General features: G+C 38.1%; 15 protein-coding genes. 5 read left to right on the top strand and 10 right to left on the bottom strand.

The window, feature by feature from the left end:
* Positions 1 to 23: 23 nt before the first annotated feature.
* Positions 24 to 479: an SRPBCC family protein gene (locus ACU8DI_RS11435; protein WP_447112917.1), complete on the bottom strand. Its 456-nt coding sequence runs from the start codon at positions 477 to 479 to the stop codon at positions 24 to 26.
* Positions 476 to 802, bottom strand: a complete 327-nt coding sequence (locus ACU8DI_RS11430) for an ArsR/SmtB family transcription factor (RefSeq protein WP_447112916.1) — start codon at positions 800 to 802, stop codon at positions 476 to 478. The genes ACU8DI_RS11435 and ACU8DI_RS11430 overlap by 4 nt, the downstream gene beginning before the upstream one ends.
* Before the next feature lie 482 nt (positions 803 to 1,284).
* On the opposite strand from ACU8DI_RS11430, the gene ACU8DI_RS11425 reads away from it, so the two are divergent.
* Positions 1,285 to 4,179 (top strand): zinc-dependent metalloprotease, encoded by a 2,895-nt coding sequence (locus ACU8DI_RS11425; protein ID WP_447112915.1) that lies wholly within the window; start codon positions 1,285 to 1,287, stop codon positions 4,177 to 4,179.
* An 86-nt stretch (positions 4,180 to 4,265) separates the two neighbouring features.
* On the opposite strand, the gene ACU8DI_RS11420 is transcribed toward ACU8DI_RS11425, so the two are convergent.
* From ACU8DI_RS11420 to ACU8DI_RS11410, 3 genes are all read right to left on the bottom strand, one after another.
* Positions 4,266 to 5,138 (bottom strand): mechanosensitive ion channel family protein, encoded by an 873-nt coding sequence (locus tag ACU8DI_RS11420; protein WP_447112914.1) that lies wholly within the window; start codon positions 5,136 to 5,138, stop codon positions 4,266 to 4,268.
* Positions 5,139 to 5,229: 91 nt separating this feature from the next.
* Positions 5,230 to 5,946, bottom strand: a complete 717-nt coding sequence (locus ACU8DI_RS11415) for a DUF6090 family protein (protein ID WP_447112913.1) — start codon at positions 5,944 to 5,946, stop codon at positions 5,230 to 5,232.
* A gap of 192 nt (positions 5,947 to 6,138) precedes the next feature.
* Complete coding sequence (locus ACU8DI_RS11410; RefSeq protein WP_447112912.1) at positions 6,139 to 6,570, bottom strand: nuclear transport factor 2 family protein; 432 nt, start codon at positions 6,568 to 6,570, stop codon at positions 6,139 to 6,141.
* Between the two features lie 354 nt (positions 6,571 to 6,924).
* On the opposite strand from ACU8DI_RS11410, the gene ACU8DI_RS11405 reads away from it, so the two are divergent.
* On the top strand, positions 6,925 to 8,373 hold the full coding sequence (locus ACU8DI_RS11405) for a BLUF domain-containing protein (protein ID WP_447112911.1): 1,449 nt from the start codon (positions 6,925 to 6,927) through the stop codon (positions 8,371 to 8,373).
* A gap of 54 nt (positions 8,374 to 8,427) precedes the next feature.
* Here ACU8DI_RS11405 and ACU8DI_RS11400 read toward each other — a convergent pair whose 3' ends face one another.
* Complete coding sequence (locus ACU8DI_RS11400) at positions 8,428 to 10,734, bottom strand: transglycosylase domain-containing protein (protein WP_447112910.1); 2,307 nt, start codon at positions 10,732 to 10,734, stop codon at positions 8,428 to 8,430.
* Between the two features lie 119 nt (positions 10,735 to 10,853).
* Here ACU8DI_RS11400 and ACU8DI_RS11395 point away from each other — a divergent pair, with 119 nt between their 5' ends.
* The 3 genes from ACU8DI_RS11395 (at position 10,854) to msrA (ending at position 12,182) form a co-directional block, all read left to right on the top strand.
* Complete coding sequence (locus ACU8DI_RS11395) at positions 10,854 to 11,096, top strand: DUF7672 family protein (RefSeq protein WP_447112909.1); 243 nt, start codon at positions 10,854 to 10,856, stop codon at positions 11,094 to 11,096.
* Between the two features lie 66 nt (positions 11,097 to 11,162).
* A complete protein-coding gene (gene msrB, locus ACU8DI_RS11390) occupies positions 11,163 to 11,621 on the top strand; it encodes a peptide-methionine (R)-S-oxide reductase MsrB (protein WP_447112908.1) in 459 nt (152 codons plus the stop codon).
* Positions 11,622 to 11,624: 3 nt separating this feature from the next.
* Entirely contained in the window at positions 11,625 to 12,182 is a 558-nt protein-coding gene (gene msrA, locus ACU8DI_RS11385) for a peptide-methionine (S)-S-oxide reductase MsrA (protein ID WP_447112907.1), read from the top strand.
* Positions 12,183 to 12,234: 52 nt separating this feature from the next.
* Here msrA and ACU8DI_RS11380 read toward each other — a convergent pair whose 3' ends face one another.
* The 4 genes from ACU8DI_RS11380 to ACU8DI_RS11365 form a co-directional block, all read right to left on the bottom strand.
* Positions 12,235 to 14,646, bottom strand: a complete 2,412-nt coding sequence (locus ACU8DI_RS11380; protein ID WP_447112906.1) for a cytochrome c biogenesis protein CcdA — start codon at positions 14,644 to 14,646, stop codon at positions 12,235 to 12,237.
* A gap of 208 nt (positions 14,647 to 14,854) precedes the next feature.
* Positions 14,855 to 15,253, bottom strand: coding sequence for a rhodanese-like domain-containing protein (locus tag ACU8DI_RS11375; protein ID WP_447112905.1), 399 nt, complete (start codon positions 15,251 to 15,253; stop codon positions 14,855 to 14,857).
* Between the two features lie 12 nt (positions 15,254 to 15,265).
* Positions 15,266 to 15,580 carry a rhodanese-like domain-containing protein gene (locus ACU8DI_RS11370; RefSeq protein WP_447112904.1) on the bottom strand — a complete coding sequence of 105 codons (315 nt, stop codon included), beginning with the start codon at positions 15,578 to 15,580 and terminating at the stop codon, positions 15,266 to 15,268.
* Between the two features lie 108 nt (positions 15,581 to 15,688).
* Positions 15,689 to 16,297, bottom strand: coding sequence for a thioredoxin family protein (locus tag ACU8DI_RS11365; RefSeq protein WP_447112903.1), 609 nt, complete (start codon positions 16,295 to 16,297; stop codon positions 15,689 to 15,691).
* Between the last annotated feature and the right edge of the window lie 7 nt (positions 16,298 to 16,304).

Here is a 16,304-nt window from a genome sequence, read left to right as displayed (position 1 = left end):
AACAGTTATTTCATTTCAAATTTTTATTCTTTCAAATTCTTTAGCACATTTTCCAATCTTTCGAAAGCCGAACCCCAACCATTATAGAACCCCATTTCTTCTTGTTGTTTACAATATTCAGGTGTTGCGTGAATAACATTAAATGTGAACTTGGTTTTATCTCCATCTGCTTTAAAGTAAGTTTGTAGTTCTACGTTTTCGGTCATAGGTTTAAAGTCCGCAGAAGTAATTATTTTCTTAAATTCTTCAATTTCTTTATATGTCCCCTCTGATATAAATTTGTTTCCGTCTGGCATCGGCATTGAATATTTCCACTTTCCACCAACTTTAAAATCGTGCTGAATTACTTTAATTTCCATTCCGTTTGGAGCCCACCATTTTAGAATGTGTTCAGATTGCGTCCAAGCATTCCAAACTAATTCTACTGGTGCATTAAATGTTTTCTCAATTGTTAGTGTTCTGTTTACTAAATCGCTCATTTTTTATCGGTTTTTGTTTGAATTTGATTAACGTAATTTTCAAAGGAATCTATTCTTTCTTCCCATAGTTTATTGTATTGTTTTATCCATAAAAAAGCAGGAATCAATTTTTGAGGCTGGATTAAACACATACGCTCTCTTCCAATTTGGTTAAATTGGATTATCCCACATTCGTTTAATATTTTCAAGTGTTTAGAAATTGCAGGTCTACTTATCTCAAACTTTTCTGCAACTTCATTTACGCTTAAAGTTTCAGTAGCAAGCAATTCAATAATGTCTCGTCTAACTGGGTCTGCAATTGCTTGAAAAACATCTCTTCTCATAATTTATGTAACTAATCGGTTACAAATATATGTGTAACTATTCGGTTACGCAAATGATTTTAAAAAAATTAGGTATTTAGGTCGTGAGTTTGAGTGGTAATTGTTGCTAACTCCTATTATAGCAACTAAAGATACTGTTATCCCCTTTTATGATCGAATAAGTATATCTTTTTATACATATTGACAACCATAAAGTTACTAATATCTATGAACGTATGTATACGTAGTGCTACGTATTTTTCACTTAAAGTAATGCTATTGAACAGTCTCCACAGCAACCTGTAACAATCGCCTCAAACACTAGGAATATCAGTAGCATGGAACATACCTTATACAATTTGAAACATATGTAGGAGCCGTTGTCAGCGGTCTCTATTAGCTTTGAATACGACGAAAATGTCATCCTAATTGACGCAAGTAGCAAGTGATGGGTTAATTAGGTGACCATTCGAAATGTTTAACCAACCTAAGTTCTTTTTATTATGAAAACTATTATTTTACGACTGGCCATTGTGCTAGTCACCATCTCATCCCTTGGTCAGGGCAAACAACCGCTGCCGGAATCAGCATTTAATTTATTTCCAGAATCTTCAGTGACGGCTGCTGAAAAAACCTATACGCAAGTGACTGATGGAGACCTCCTCTCTATTGATCTTTCAGAACTTGCAGCCTTACGAGGAGCCGCTCCAAATCAGTTTCAATTAACCATTCCAATGAGCGACGGACAGCCGATGGCCTTGGAACTAGAAAAAATTAAGATATTCACCGATGAGTTTAAGGTGGAAACAAGTACCGGAAGAAGCATGCAGAATGTTGATCTGGGTGTGCATTATAAAGGAACCATTCCAGGTCAGTCTAGATCTTATGTTTCCTTTAGCGTGTATAAAGATGAAGTTGTTGGACTGTTCAGCGATAGCCAATATAACTACGAACTCGTTAAATTAAAAAACAATGCCAGCCGTTATATCTTTTATAAAACGGCCAATCTACAGGAAGACATCAAAAAGGATCTCTTCAAATTTGAATGCCATATGGAAGCTGGCGGCAAAGACATGCCTGTATACACAGATGCTGAACTCAATAATGCCAACAGAGCTCTCGACTGTCAAGTCGTACAAGTCTATCTCGTTGCAGATTATTCTTATTACCTTTTAAACGGTTCAGATGCCGACGAAACCACTAATAAAATGACCTCTGCCTTCGCTCAAACCATCAATGCGTATAACGCAGAAGATATCTATATGGTGCTTTCTGGCGTATTTGTATGGGATTCACAGGATACCTTTATTGAATCTGACGACACTGGCGATCAGAGGGATGATTTTAGAGCTTATTATAACGGTGATGGCGCTGGATGGCCTGGCGACTTGGCGGCATTAATCTCTGGACAGACAGGTAGTTGGGGAGGCGGAATCGCCTATTTCGATGGGCTTTGCACCAATGATTCCTATTCTTTAACCAGAATTGGTATTGACGCACCAATATTACCATGGACTTCTTACACGAGATATGTGAAAGTACTGACCCATGAAATTGGTCACAATCTTAACTCGCGACACACACATGCTTGTGTTTGGAATGGCGATAGTACGCAAATTGATGATTATGGTAATACAACTTCCGCAGGTGTCGCCACAGATGATGCAGAAGGTGGATCTTGCCTTAGCGAACCTTACTTGCTGGATGTGTTTCCAACCATAATGAGTTATTTTGACAGCTATGGTCATGGTACGTTTCCAATTTCCAATGGTATGGGAACCCAACCAGGAAACGTGATGCGTAACTATGTCTCCAATGCCTCTTGCTTGACGAATGGTAATGCTATCGACCCAATCGTTGTTTGTCGGGATATTACCATCCAATTGGACTCGAACGGTAATGCCTCCATAACAGCGGCTGCCATAGATAACGGTTCTTACGATGCCTGTGGTGGAACTCCATCGCTGTCGCTGAGCCAGACGAACTTTAATTGTAGTGATTTAGGTACTAATGTTGTGACCCTCACTGCAACCGATAGTTCTGGCAATGATAGTAGCTGTACGGCTACCGTCATTGTTGAAGATAATATCAACCCTATCATCACCTGTCCTTCGAGCCGAAGCATTAAATGTGATGAAAGTACCTTACCTGCTAATACCGGACTTGCAACGGCTACAGACAATTGCGATGTAAATCCAGATATCACGTATACAGATGTCGCGAATTTGACAGGTTGCGGTGGAACAGGAACGATTACGCGTACCTGGCGAGCCACAGATGCCTCTGGTAATACCACGAGTTGTGTACAGACCATTACACTGGTAGATAATGAAGGTCCAGACATTACGTGTCCTGCTGATTTAGAGGTTGAATGTGGTAGTGATTACAGTCCTGCCGCGACAGGTATTGCTACCGCTACTGACAAATGCGATCTTAATCCGACAGTGAGTTACAGCGATGTCACGAACTTAGATGGATGTGGCGATACAGGAACCATCACTAGAACTTGGACGGCTACAGATGCCTGTAATAATGAAACCACATGCGTGCAAGTGATTACCATTATTGACACCACAGCACCAACGGCCATTTGCCAAGATATTACCATACAATTGGGCGATAATGAGTCTGTATCTATAACGCCTAGTCAAATAGACAATGGTTCTAATGATATTTGTGGCAATGTGACGCTAGCCATTGATCAATCGGTCTTTACCTGCTATATGTTAGGTGAGCATATTGTAAAACTCACAGTTACCGACGAGTGCAATAACGCCAGTACTTGTAGCGCCATCGTCACTCTTGAAGGTCCGGATGAAGATTGTGATACTGTAGCAGACCAATGTGATGAATGTCCAGGTGGTGATGACACGATTGACAATAATGGTGATGGTTTACCAGACTGTGCTTATTTTCCAGGTTTTGACAACCTCATTGATGAATGGGTTTGTGGTAACAAAGAGAAAAAAGTAGTACTTTGTCATAGACCTAAAGGAAGTCTTGATGGCCCTCAAACCATTTGCGTAGCAGAATCAGCTGTGGAAGCGCATCTTGCACACGGTGATTATCTCGGTCCATGTGATGATGCCAATTGTGATGATATCGAAGCCAAACTTGAGAGCAGTTCGCTAATGCAACTCACTGTATTGCCGAACCCTGTGAAAGATAAAGCAACAATCAGCATCAAGCTGCCACCAAACAGTTCTGCTCAAGTTGACATCTATAATCTCGTAGGACAGCGTGTCTATGGCATCCAAACAGGAACCATAGCATCTGGCAGCACTGAAATAGCATGGGATGGCACCTCTGCAAATGGCAAACCGCTACCAAGTGGTATTTACTATGTCATTATGAAATCCAATGGCAAGATTATTACTGAAAAGATAATTTTGAAATAAGCCATTGTGCATAACCAACCAATGATAAGAGAGGCCAAAAGGCCTCTCTTTTTTTTTAAATTAGTTTACCTCTAAATGCGCCTAACTCATGAGGTCGATGACGCGTCATTTTCTTTGGTTTCTTTAATAATGACGTTCTGATAGTTATAAGGTATTTCTATGTTTTCTTGGTCGAAACGTTCTTTTATGGAGCGCAGTAAATCGCAATACATGATAAACCCATTTGCGGTATTATCGGAGTAAGCCCACACTTTTAAAGTCACAGATGAATTGCCCAATGCAATCACCCTTGAAATTACTTCAGGTACGTTGTTTTCGATATCTTCAGCCGTTCTATTATCGATATGAAGCGGATGTTTCAGCACCTCTTCTTCCATGATTTTTAAAGCCTTGCCGATATCTGAATTATAACCGATACCAATTTCAATCATTTTACAAATCTTGGTATCGTTTAAGTTGGAGTTAACAATCACATTAGAGCTAATCACGGAGTTGGGTACAACGATTCTATTATTTTCAAAATCTCTTAGCACCACTTGTCGCAAATTAATTTCTTCTACCGTTCCTGTATAGGTTTGGTTAAAGGTAATTCTATCGTTGATTTTAAAAGGTTTGAAGATCACGATCAGAAACCCACTCATAATATTACTCAACGCCTGTTGCGATGCCAATCCTGCGACGAGGGATAAGATGCCTGCACCTGCCAATAAGGAATGGCCCAAGGTTTTCATTTCAGGAATTTGAATTAAGGCAAACGAAATCCCGATAATAAAAATAAGGGCTGTGATCAGTTTTGTCGCAAACACATAGCTGGTTGGATCAATATGTCTTGTTTTGACGAGGGCATTTATTTTCCGCTTTGATAGGTATTTAAAAACCAAAGCAACACAAATGGTTAAAGCAATAATGATCCCAATAATGATAAGGGTTTTAAAGTCGGAAAAAAAAGACGTGGTCATGACGCTAATTCTAGGAGTTTAGAATTTTAAATATAAGAATTAAAACGGTAGCGCAACTTGCCCATGAATTATTAAATTTCCTAGGTCAAGGCTAGCGCTGTAATTCTCTTTCAATGGCTGATTTCAAATCTAGCAATGAGGTTCTTATTTGTCTGATGCGTAGGGTATCTTCGTCGTACTTGTTCATTTCCAATTGCAGTGCCCACAAAAAATCGTCGTTGTGAAGCACGTCATCGGTTTTTAAACGTTCGACAAGCTGACTCGTACCATCGGGATGCATCTCACGTTTGATTGCTATGAGCTTATAATAGAGCTCATCCACTTTGAGTTTGTTCTCATAGTAGAAATCATTTCCGAGCAGCACCGCAATTGGGACATCGGATGTATAGGTATTATTGATATGGGTTCTCAGGGAATCATTTCTGATGAGTTCTAAACCACTTGATTTGAGTGCTTCAAAGGGACCATTACCAAAACGAAAATGGACATCCTGTTTCGCCATCTTATAAAATTCAATAAAAAGCGGTTCTGTAATGGTTTTGTTTGCTGACGCATAGTCCTGAAGGCTATCGATGCCACGTTTCTTGGTCGTAAGATTTTGGCTGACATAGGTGTCGTATTCCCATATATCGTTGTCTATAGAATTCACCAGCGACTTTAAAACAGAGGTTTCTTTTTCACGGGCTTTTTGCGCTTCGTTCCAATTATTGATTTGCAAGGCGATTAAAATCCCAATCACCACTAGAACAATTTCGCCCATCGCATATTTTAAATACTTACCGGTTTTTCCTTGCGAAAGTAACTGCATTCTTATGTTTCTGAAAAACTTGATCATTGGCTAGTGCTTGGAAGCGTTGAAGCATCACCACTTTTTAAACGCGTTGTGCCAATGCCTTGGAACTAAGGTAGTAAAAGAAAACGGACTGAAGAGACATCGGTGAGGATTTTATGAGTAACAGACTAGGAATTCGCTTTGTGGGTTGTTGTGAATAGTTTTGCCCTACATTCTAATTGGAGTCATAGATCTACTTTGGAGTTGCCAAATACCATTATCTTTAAAAAACACACTATGGTATCTTATTTTTCCAGGAATCGGTCTTCCCATTATTGTGCCTTTCATGTCCAAAACACCAATAACAATTCCTAGATTATCTCTTTCAATAATGTTATCCACAGTGACATTTACACTTGAAAGACTCAAATTATTCACTCCTTTAATGGCTTGTTCTTTTGTTTCAATCATACCAGGTGCTGCGATTAAAACAAAATCTTCAGTAGCTACTGTGTTTAACGGCTCAGTATTTTTATTTAAGGTATATTCGATGAACAAATATTCATTGAGTTCGGACAAGCTCATTTTTTCTAAATTGACTTTGTCCTGAGAAAATCCGAATATCGGGACTAATAGTACTATTAAAAGAATACTTTTCATAACAATGGGTTTTAGAATGACTCACAACTCCTTATATGACCACCAAACACACGACCCTCTCATTTTAAAGTTGGATCACCGTATATTTAGTCATTTATCAATTCCTAAAGTTACAAATATCCACTTACAAATAGCTACGTAGTTCTACGTATATTTTTGTCGCTTTGCATGTTTAATCTTATAGCCATTACCCGTATGGAACCCACCACATCTTTAAAAAACAGATTTTAAATAGCAAATCTGTAACCTTAAAACCTACGTAATTTATTTTTAAAAATTACGGAAAATAATTATTTTTACTGTTCGATGCGATTCAGTTGGAAGGCATTTGTCGCCACTGCGAATTAATAGTGAATGATATATTTAAAAGAGAATAGTCCCATTGAAATGTTGCGGCAAATGGCAGTGTATTTGGGAGCAGATCTTAAGGAGGATCACGGCGCAGCCATTCTTCTATTGGATAACAAAAACGGGAAAGGTTCCATATCTTTATATGAAGTTTTTCCAGGCTTAACAGCTTGGGTTTACCGCATTACATTTAGCTCCGATTTTAAATTTGATTTCATATTTCAAGACGAGCAGCAATACTATTTTGGATACCATCATTCAGGCTATCAGTTGCAAAAATTTTCGAATGAAGAGCAACCTACAATATTACTTAAAAATCAAAATTTTATTATTGTTGGTGAACCAGGGATGACTTCCGATTTCACCATTCCTAAGGATATAACCTATGAATGTTGCTATCTGATTATAAATCCAGATGACTTTTTAAGTTATAGTTCGCAACTTCGTAAAGATTTGACGTCACGATTGGAAGAGGTGTTTGCCTTTCAAGTGAAACAAAAGACCTATCGCTACCTCGGAGATATTGATGCCAAAACAGATGCCTATGTCTCTTTAATTATCGACAATGAACGTACGGATTTAATTGGTAGACTTGCCATTGAAGGATCCATTCTGAATATGCTATCGTCGCAATTAGAATCCTACAATGAAGATATGTCTAGTGAGTTATTAACGATAGGCCTCACCAAAGCTGAATTATCTAAAATTACGGAGATTGGAGATTTTATCCGAGCAAATTTAGAGTCTCATTTCACCATGGATACACTTGTGAAGGAATTTGGAATGGGCCCTAAAAAACTTCAAAAAGGCATCAAGCATCTGTATGGTTGTACGGTAAACGAATTGACCATCAACATTAAAATGGCACACGCTAAAGAATTGATAGAAACCACGGATATGACCATTTCTGAAATTTGTTATTCGGTTGGCTATTCTAGTAGAAGTTATTTCTCTAAAGTATTTCAAAAACGATATCATATTTTACCAAGTGATTTTAAAGCGGCACATTACAAAAATGATTCCTTATTTGAAGTCAGTTATCGTTCCATCGCTAAACCAAAATTAAGCGATTTAGATATAAAAACAATCTTGAATCACTCTGTAAAAGAAAATAGAAAACATCAAATCACGGGAAGTCTCATATATCACAACAATGTTTTTTTTCAGCTCATTGAAGGTCCAAAACGCCATGTATTACAGCTTTATGAAAATATTCAAAAGGATAATAGGCATTACGACATCGTTACCATGTGGCAAGGTCCCAAGGCAAAACGGGAATTTAAAAATTGGGATATGGCTATGATTACTGATGACGCTGAAATTACTGATGCGGTTTCTAGTGAAATCAAAGGCTTGAATTTAGAATATCTGATGGGAGATATTAAAAACCAGAGCTTGTTATCGGAACGTTTATGGCGAAAAGTGAGAAATACCTTAAAATTAGAGAAGCATTAAGGCTTCATTAAAAAAATTGCGTCTGTAGGATTTGAAATTTTTAGAAAGCCGCTGTTAGTCATCCTTTTTTTTCTTCAAAAAACCAAAGAACCCCTTTTTATCTTTTTTCTCCTCAGGATCTTCAGACTCAAATTCGCGCGACTTGCGATCTTTTTTAAATAAACGCTTTAAAAAGCCATCTCGTTTTTCAGGCTCACAATCCATCATTTCCACAACCGACTCCGATGGTTTTTCAAATTTGGCTTGCGTTATCGTATGGAATTCTTTATCCTGATTTAATTGCTTTAAAAACAAGGCAACGGTAGGCAATGCAGAATTGGCGCCTTGACCTATAGCCGTATTACTAAACCCAATTCTATGATCGTCATTCCCTACCCAAGACAACATGACTAATTTCGGACTGATTCCAACAAACCATCCATCTTTATTATTCTGGGTAGTTCCTGTTTTTCCTGCCAAATCATTAGGTAGGCCATATACCGAACGTATACGAGTGGCTGTGCCTTTGTTAATCGTAGATTTCATCATTTCAATCATGACTTGTCTCGTGTCATCTGAAAAGGCTTGAGGCTGCTCTTTCTGCACAGGTGCTTCATAGATCAGTTGACCGTGCTTATCTTCTATCTTCGTAATAAAAAACGGTTGCGACCTGTGTCCTTCATTCACATAACTGGTATAAGCACCGATGAGTTCCATCATCGATAACTCTGCTGTGCCGAGTGCTAAGGAAGGTACTTCAGGTAGTTCAGAATGTACACCCATTTTTTGAGCTTGATCTATCACTGTTTGGATCCCTACATCTTCCAAGACTTTAACAGCGACGGTATTCACCGATTCACTCAAGGCTTTTTCCATAGAATAATTAAGATGTCTGTCTTGCTCATCTTTACTACCATTAGTTGGTGTCCAGTCCTTTTCGTTGGTATAGGTTATCGTCTTAATGGGATAATAATTACAAGGAGAGATACCTTGCTCTAAAGCAGCTGTATAGACAAATGGTTTGAATGTAGAACCAACTTGACGCTTAGAATTGGATACATGGTCATACTTAAAATGCTCAAAATTAATTCCTCCTACATAGGCTTTTACAGCTCCTGAAGCAGGATCAACGGCGACAAAACCCGTGTTTAGAAATTTCATGGTATGCTTCAGACTGTCTATTACAGAAACTGCTTCGATAAGTTCACCGTCCCAAGAAAACAAAGCATATTGTCCTTTGGCATTCAGGCTGTCCATAATAGCGTCATGACTCCAATCTTTCTTTTTTAATTGCTGATACAACTTTAAACCTTTGATACGACTCTCAATCAAGCGCTTATTGTTAAGCCATGGTGCGTTATTCCCATAGGAATTTTCAAAGCTCTTTTGCAGTGATTGCAAATGTTGTTTCATCGCGTTTTCGGCATAACGCTGCATTTGAATATCAAGCGTCGTATGGATTTTTAATCCGTCTTTATACAGATCATAATCCGTGTCATGATGTTTGTTGAGGCTATCAATGATTGTTTTTACTTCTAATCGCACCTTTTCCCTGAAGTAAGGAGCGATACCATCAGTATGGCTGAATTTTCGGTAATCCACTTCTAAAGGGAGTTCGTTGGTCGCCTTTTGAGTAGCCTCATCAATGTAACCATATTTTTGCATTTGTTGCAATACCACATCTCTTCGCAACTGACTTCGCTCCGGAAATAACCGCGGATTAAAACTATGAGAGGCTTTTAAAGTTCCAACAAGGGTCGCAGCTTGCGATAAATTAAGGTCTTTCGTAGAGGTATTGAAAAATTTCTGAGAAGCACTCTCAATACCGAAGGTGTTTTCACTAAATGGCACCGTATTTAAATATAAGGCGATAATGTCCTGTTTTGAATATATGGACTCGAACCGCTTGGCCACAATCATTTCACGTATTTTGTTAACAGGCATCGAAAACCAACCATGGTCTTGTCTTCCGTAAATATTCTTAACAAGTTGCTGGCTAATGGTACTACCGCCTCCTGAGGCATTGTCCTGCAAAAGAATGGATTTAAAGAAGACACGCATCAAACTCTTATAATCCACACCTGAATGCTCATAAAACCGAGAGTCTTCCGTGGCGACTAAGGCGTTTACAAGATCTGTTGGAAGGTCTTCGTATTTGACAATCTGACGGTCAAAAATGAAATACTTTCCCAATAAGGCTTCATTGGCATCCAATAACACCGTGGCCTCCGCTTGCTTGATATCGGATAACGCTTCTTTAGATGGCAATTTTCCCCAAAGACCTGCATACACTGAGAACCAAAATAGTGCGAAACAGACTAACCCAATCAGAAAAGCTTTTAAGAGACGTTTGAGCCAAACTGATTTCCAAGTAAGTGTCATAAAATAGGGTTTTAAGGGAATACGTTGTTTTATATACGGTCTTAAGAGAATTGTAGATGTCTACATCAGAAATATAAGTCTTTTAATTATCTTTATAGGAATTCTTTATTGAAACATCTATGCTGAAAATTTACATCGTTGGTATCTGTATTTTAATCATTGCTATTATAGCGAATGCGATCATTGTGAAAGTGGGATTAAAATCTTGGTATGATTTTATAGAACTCCTCAATGAACATGGTAGCGATGCCTTTTCAAAAATAGGATTACTAGATTATATATGGCTGTTTATTGGGTATCCGCTCATTCTAGGACTGGGATACGTGATAGGCGATAAACTTTATGCCCTACTACCGTTTTAAAATGTAAGATATTGGCTCCCTAACCGACTACTTATCAAAACAAAAATTAAACTGAAAGGATTTTATATGATCAATTGGAAAGATATTATTCATTTTGCCGTAAACGGCAATCCAACACCAGATCGCAGAGTTGAAAAAACAGAGGCGGAATGGCGAGAACAATTAACGCCTGAACAATTTCGAATCACTAGACAGAAAGGCACTGAAAGACCTCATAGTGGTGAACTATGTAGTATTCATGAAGCCGGTTTATACAATTGTGTCTGCTGCGACAGTCCCTTATTTGATTCAACGATTAAATTTGAGTCTGGTACTGGCTGGCCAAGTTTTACACAACCTATTAAGCTGAATGCCATCAAATATGAAAAAGATGATTCCTTTGGTATGGTACGAGTTGAAGTGATGTGCAATACTTGTGATGCGCACTTAGGACACGTATTCCCGGATGGTCCAGAACCTAGCGGATTGCGATATTGTATCAATTCAGAGTCCATGACATTGGATTCTAAAGTAACAGAAAGCTAAAGTATGACAACGAAGAACTTAGAATTATTAACGGTTGGAGCTGGCTGCTTTTGGTGTATTGAAGCTGTTTTCCAAGAAGTAAATGGTGTTCATGAGGTTATCTCAGGCTATAGTGGTGGTAATGTCCCAGGCAAACCAACTTATAGAGAAGTCTGTTCTGGACTTACAGGTCACGCCGAAGTCGTGCAAGTAAGTTTTGATCCAAAGGTGGTGTCGTATGAGGATTTACTCATCATTTTTATGACAAGTCATGATCCAACAACCTTGAATCGTCAAGGTGCCGATGTGGGTACACAATATAGATCGGTGATTTTTTACCATTCGGAAGATCAAAAACTGAAAGCCGAAACGGTTCTTAAAGACATGGCTAATTATTTCGATCAGCCTATTGTGACTGAATTAAGCCCTTTAAAAAACTTTTTTGAAGCTGAAAGCATACACCAAAACTATTATGCCAATAATCCAACACAAGGCTATTGCAGTTTTGTGATTGCACCAAAATTAGCAAAGTTGCGAATGCTTCATGCTGATAAATTGAAATCGGCCATTAAAACCTCATAAAAAAAAGCTCTCAATAATTTGGGAGCTTTTTCTTTTTGATGGATGCCTGCCATCAGTTCTTAAAGTTTTGTATGCCCTTAGATAGCCAATTGTTATAAGTTTCCACATCTGGCGTGTAACCAACAGGCGCTATGAGATTTTCTTCATCATGATCCATGAGTACATAATAAGGCTGTGTATTGGTTTTATACTTAATGGTTTGAAGTTCACTCCATTTTTGGCCAATATTACGCAGTTCTTTTCCTGGTTTCAGTTGAGATGCCACAGCTTCTCCCTCTGGCAGATCTCGTTTATCATCAACGTATAGGGAAATAAGGACGACCTCATTTTTTAATTTCGACAATACCTCTGGTTCCACCCATACGTTTTGTTCCATTTTACGACAATTCACGCAAGCCCAACCCGTAAAGTCAATCATGACCGGTTTTCCAACTTTTTTAGCATAAGCTAATCCTTTGTCGTAATCATTAAAAGCCAAAATATCATGTGGTGGTAATAAATGTGCACCATCTGGTAATTCATCATGTGCGCTACTAGAGCCGCCTCCTGTTTTAGAGTAACCAACACCGTATGGAGATTCACTATAATCTAATGGTGGCGGAAAAGCACTAATCAGATTTAATGGTGCTCCCCAAAGTCCAGGTATCATGTAAATGGTAAAGGACAAGGTCAGTAAACCTAATAGGAGTCGTCCAACCGAAATATGTTTTAACGCTGAGTCATGAGGTAATTGTATTTTTCCAAATAAATACAAGGATAATGCGCCAAATATGGCAATCCAAATAGCAATAAATGTTTCTCGCTCTAAAATATGCCATTGCGAAACCAAATCGGCGTTCGATAAAAATTTAAAGGCTAATGCTAATTCGAGAAATCCTAAAACGACTTTAACAGTATTTAGCCATCCTCCCGATTTCGGCAAAGAATTCAACCATCCTGGAAATGCAGCAAACAAGGCAAATGGGAGTGCCAAGGCCAAAGCAAATCCGAACATCCCTACTACAGGTGCTAAACCACCTTCAGAAGCGGACAACACAATAATATTTCCTACGAAAGGACCTGTACAAGAAAATGACACGATAGCTAAAGCCAAGGCCATAAAAAAGATGCCTGTATAACCGCCTTTATCAGCTTTTCTATCAATTTTATTGGCCCATGAATTCGGCAACATGATTTCAAAAGCCCCTAAAAATGACATCGCAAAAATGATAAGTATGGCAAAAAATATGAGGTTAAAAGTAACACCAGTGGAGAATTCATTAATAGCACTTGCACCAAAAATAGCAACCACACCTGTACCTAAAATTACATAGATGACTATGATTGACAATCCGTAAATAATGGCATTTCTAATCCCTTCAGCCTTATTTTCACTTTGTTTGGTAAAAAAGCTCACCGTCATTGGGATTAAAGGAAATACACATGGTGTAAATAATGCAATAAAACCTGCACCTAATCCCAAAATAAATATGGTCCATAAACCTTCTTTACCACCTTCATCTTTTGTATCATCAGTCGTAGATTCGGACACGTTAGAACCTTCTTTTGCTGGCGTGCTTTGGGTCAAATCAAACTGTAAATCTTCATAGGTAGGCGCTGTACAACGAGAATCATCGCAGGCCATAAAACTGACTTCTGCAGTTACCGATTCGAGTTGTTGATTAGAAAGTTTGATGTGTTGTCTAAACGCCGTAGTTTCTTCAAAATACTTGATTTTCATTTCAAATACTGGATCGTCTACAGTGACGCCTTTTTGTTCCTTTGTTTCACCTAATAAGGTAGCTCCTTCAGTTAATTCATATTGAAATTCTGTAGGAATCGGACCATTTTCAGGCACTTCTTGTGCGTACAAATGCCAGCCCTTATCAATCGTCGCATGTGAGATTAAAATATATTCTTCATCCGAAACTTTCTCAACAGAGGTGTGCCATTTTACAGGATTGATTATTTGGGAAGTTTCGGCAGGACTGTCAAAACTAACTGATGCATCTTTGGAAGCTTCAGACTCATCACTTTTTAAATTGAATTGAAGATCTATATAATTTGGAGGCAAACATTTTTCATCATCACATACCATAAACTCCACTTCACCATTCACCATCGACAATTCCTTATTTAAGACTTTAATCCGTTGCTTGAATTCAGCCTTATTCTCAAAGAATGTAATTTCCATCTGAAAAACGGGATCATCAACGGTATGACCTTCTTCTTCAGAAGTTTTACCCAAGAGTTGATATCCAGAATCTTCTTTATAGACAAAGGTGGTTGGTATTGGTCCGTTATCAGGCACATTTTGAGAATATAAATGCCAGCCAGCATCTATCGTTACCGTGGCGATGAGATCATACGCTGTTTCCGAAATTTTTTCTACTGAAGTTTCCCATTTAACAGGTTCAAAAACCTGTGCTTTGGCAACATTTGAAAAAAGGACTATACAAGATAGGGCAATTAATAAGTTCTTCATCAGAAATAGTGGTTCTTTGCGCTTCTTGTAGCATAGTAATCGGATGATCTCCTAAACACTCACAAAAAGAACACAATATAGTTTAGTTTTTGAAAGTTGCTAATTTAAAAAAACTAAAGGATTAATTGAGGAGATTTAGCGTTGATTAACATATATCAACAATGAAGAAAGCGCACAAAAAAACCGAACGTTAAGTTCGGTTCTTGTATTAGTCTTGTATTTTTATGGCATTGCCTTTAAATTTCCAGTGGGTAATACCACCTTCAAGGTCGTAAATTTTTTCAAAACCTGCCTTTATGAGTTTTTCACCACATTTGGCGCTGCGTCCACCAGATTTACAATATAAAATCACCGGTTTCGATTTATCGAGCTTTTTGATGTCGTCATCAAAGGTTGGTGACCTAAAATCAATATTTTGAGATTGTTCAATATAGCCATCCTCATACTCCTCTGGTGTTCGTACATCCACTAATTGCACATCATCCATTTCAAGTAGTGATTGCATTTCTTCTGGTGAAACCATTTTTACTTCTGCCTGCGACTGTTGCTCACAGCTAAATGTTAAGGCAAAAAGCGCAAAACATAAAATAAGTGCCTTGTTTTTCATTTTGATTGATTTTTACATGGAAGCTACCTCACCTTTCCATTCGATGAAGCCTCCAATTAGATTATTTGTATTTTCAAAACCCAACTGATTCATAATTTGACATGCTTGAGCGCTTCTAGTACCAGATCTACAGTAGACATAATAGTTTTTGGTCTTATCAAGTTCTTCTAATTTGTAGATGAATCCTTGGCCTTTATATATGTCAATAAGCAAGGCCTTTGGAATAATTCCCAAAGCCGCTTCCTCAGATGTTCTTACATCCAAAACCACTGCATCGTAATCTTCTGCTAATCGAGATGCCCATTCATGTTGTGTTAAATCAGCCATATATTTATACATCAATAATCATGCTAATTTAACATTTCCTTATGATAAAGACGAAAAAAAATCCGAAGTGTTACACATCGGATTAAAAAAATTTACTTTTTAGTGGATTTATACCTTGATAGAGCATCCAATAGCTCTTGTTGTTTTTTCTGGAACCTCTTTTCCCTCCAACAAAGCATTAACCGCGTCCTCTACATACGTTTTAGTGACAGCACTCGCATCTTGATAGTTATCATCAATGGCTCCAATATACTTTACTTGAGGTCCTTTTTTCGTTTTTTGCAATACATAGACGTGTGGTGTTTTAGTAGCACCATATTGCGGGTAAATCTTCTGACCTTTATCCATTAAATAAGGAAACGTAAACCCTTTCGCCTTTGCTCTGGCTTTCATCGCTTGCATATTATCACCTGGCTTCACATCCGTATTATTAGGCATGATAGCAATTACAGGATAACCCTTATCAGCATACTTTTTGTTCAGTGCTTCTACGCGGTCCTCATAAGCCACGGCATACGGACAGGTATTACAAGTAAATACGACAATAAAACCTTTAGCATCCTTAAAGTCTGCCATTGAGACCATATTTCCATCAATATTCTCTAGTTCGAAATCTGTGGCTATATCACCTACTTCATAACCTGGGTTAACCGATGTAAATGCAGACGTTGCAAGAACAATCGTAAAAACCAATAGCATTTTAAACGTGTTTTTCATAATCGTG

This window comes from Psychroserpens sp. BH13MA-6 (assembly GCF_052983595.1).
Note: the sequence above shows the minus strand (reverse complement) of the source record. Positions and strands in the feature narration are given on the sequence as shown.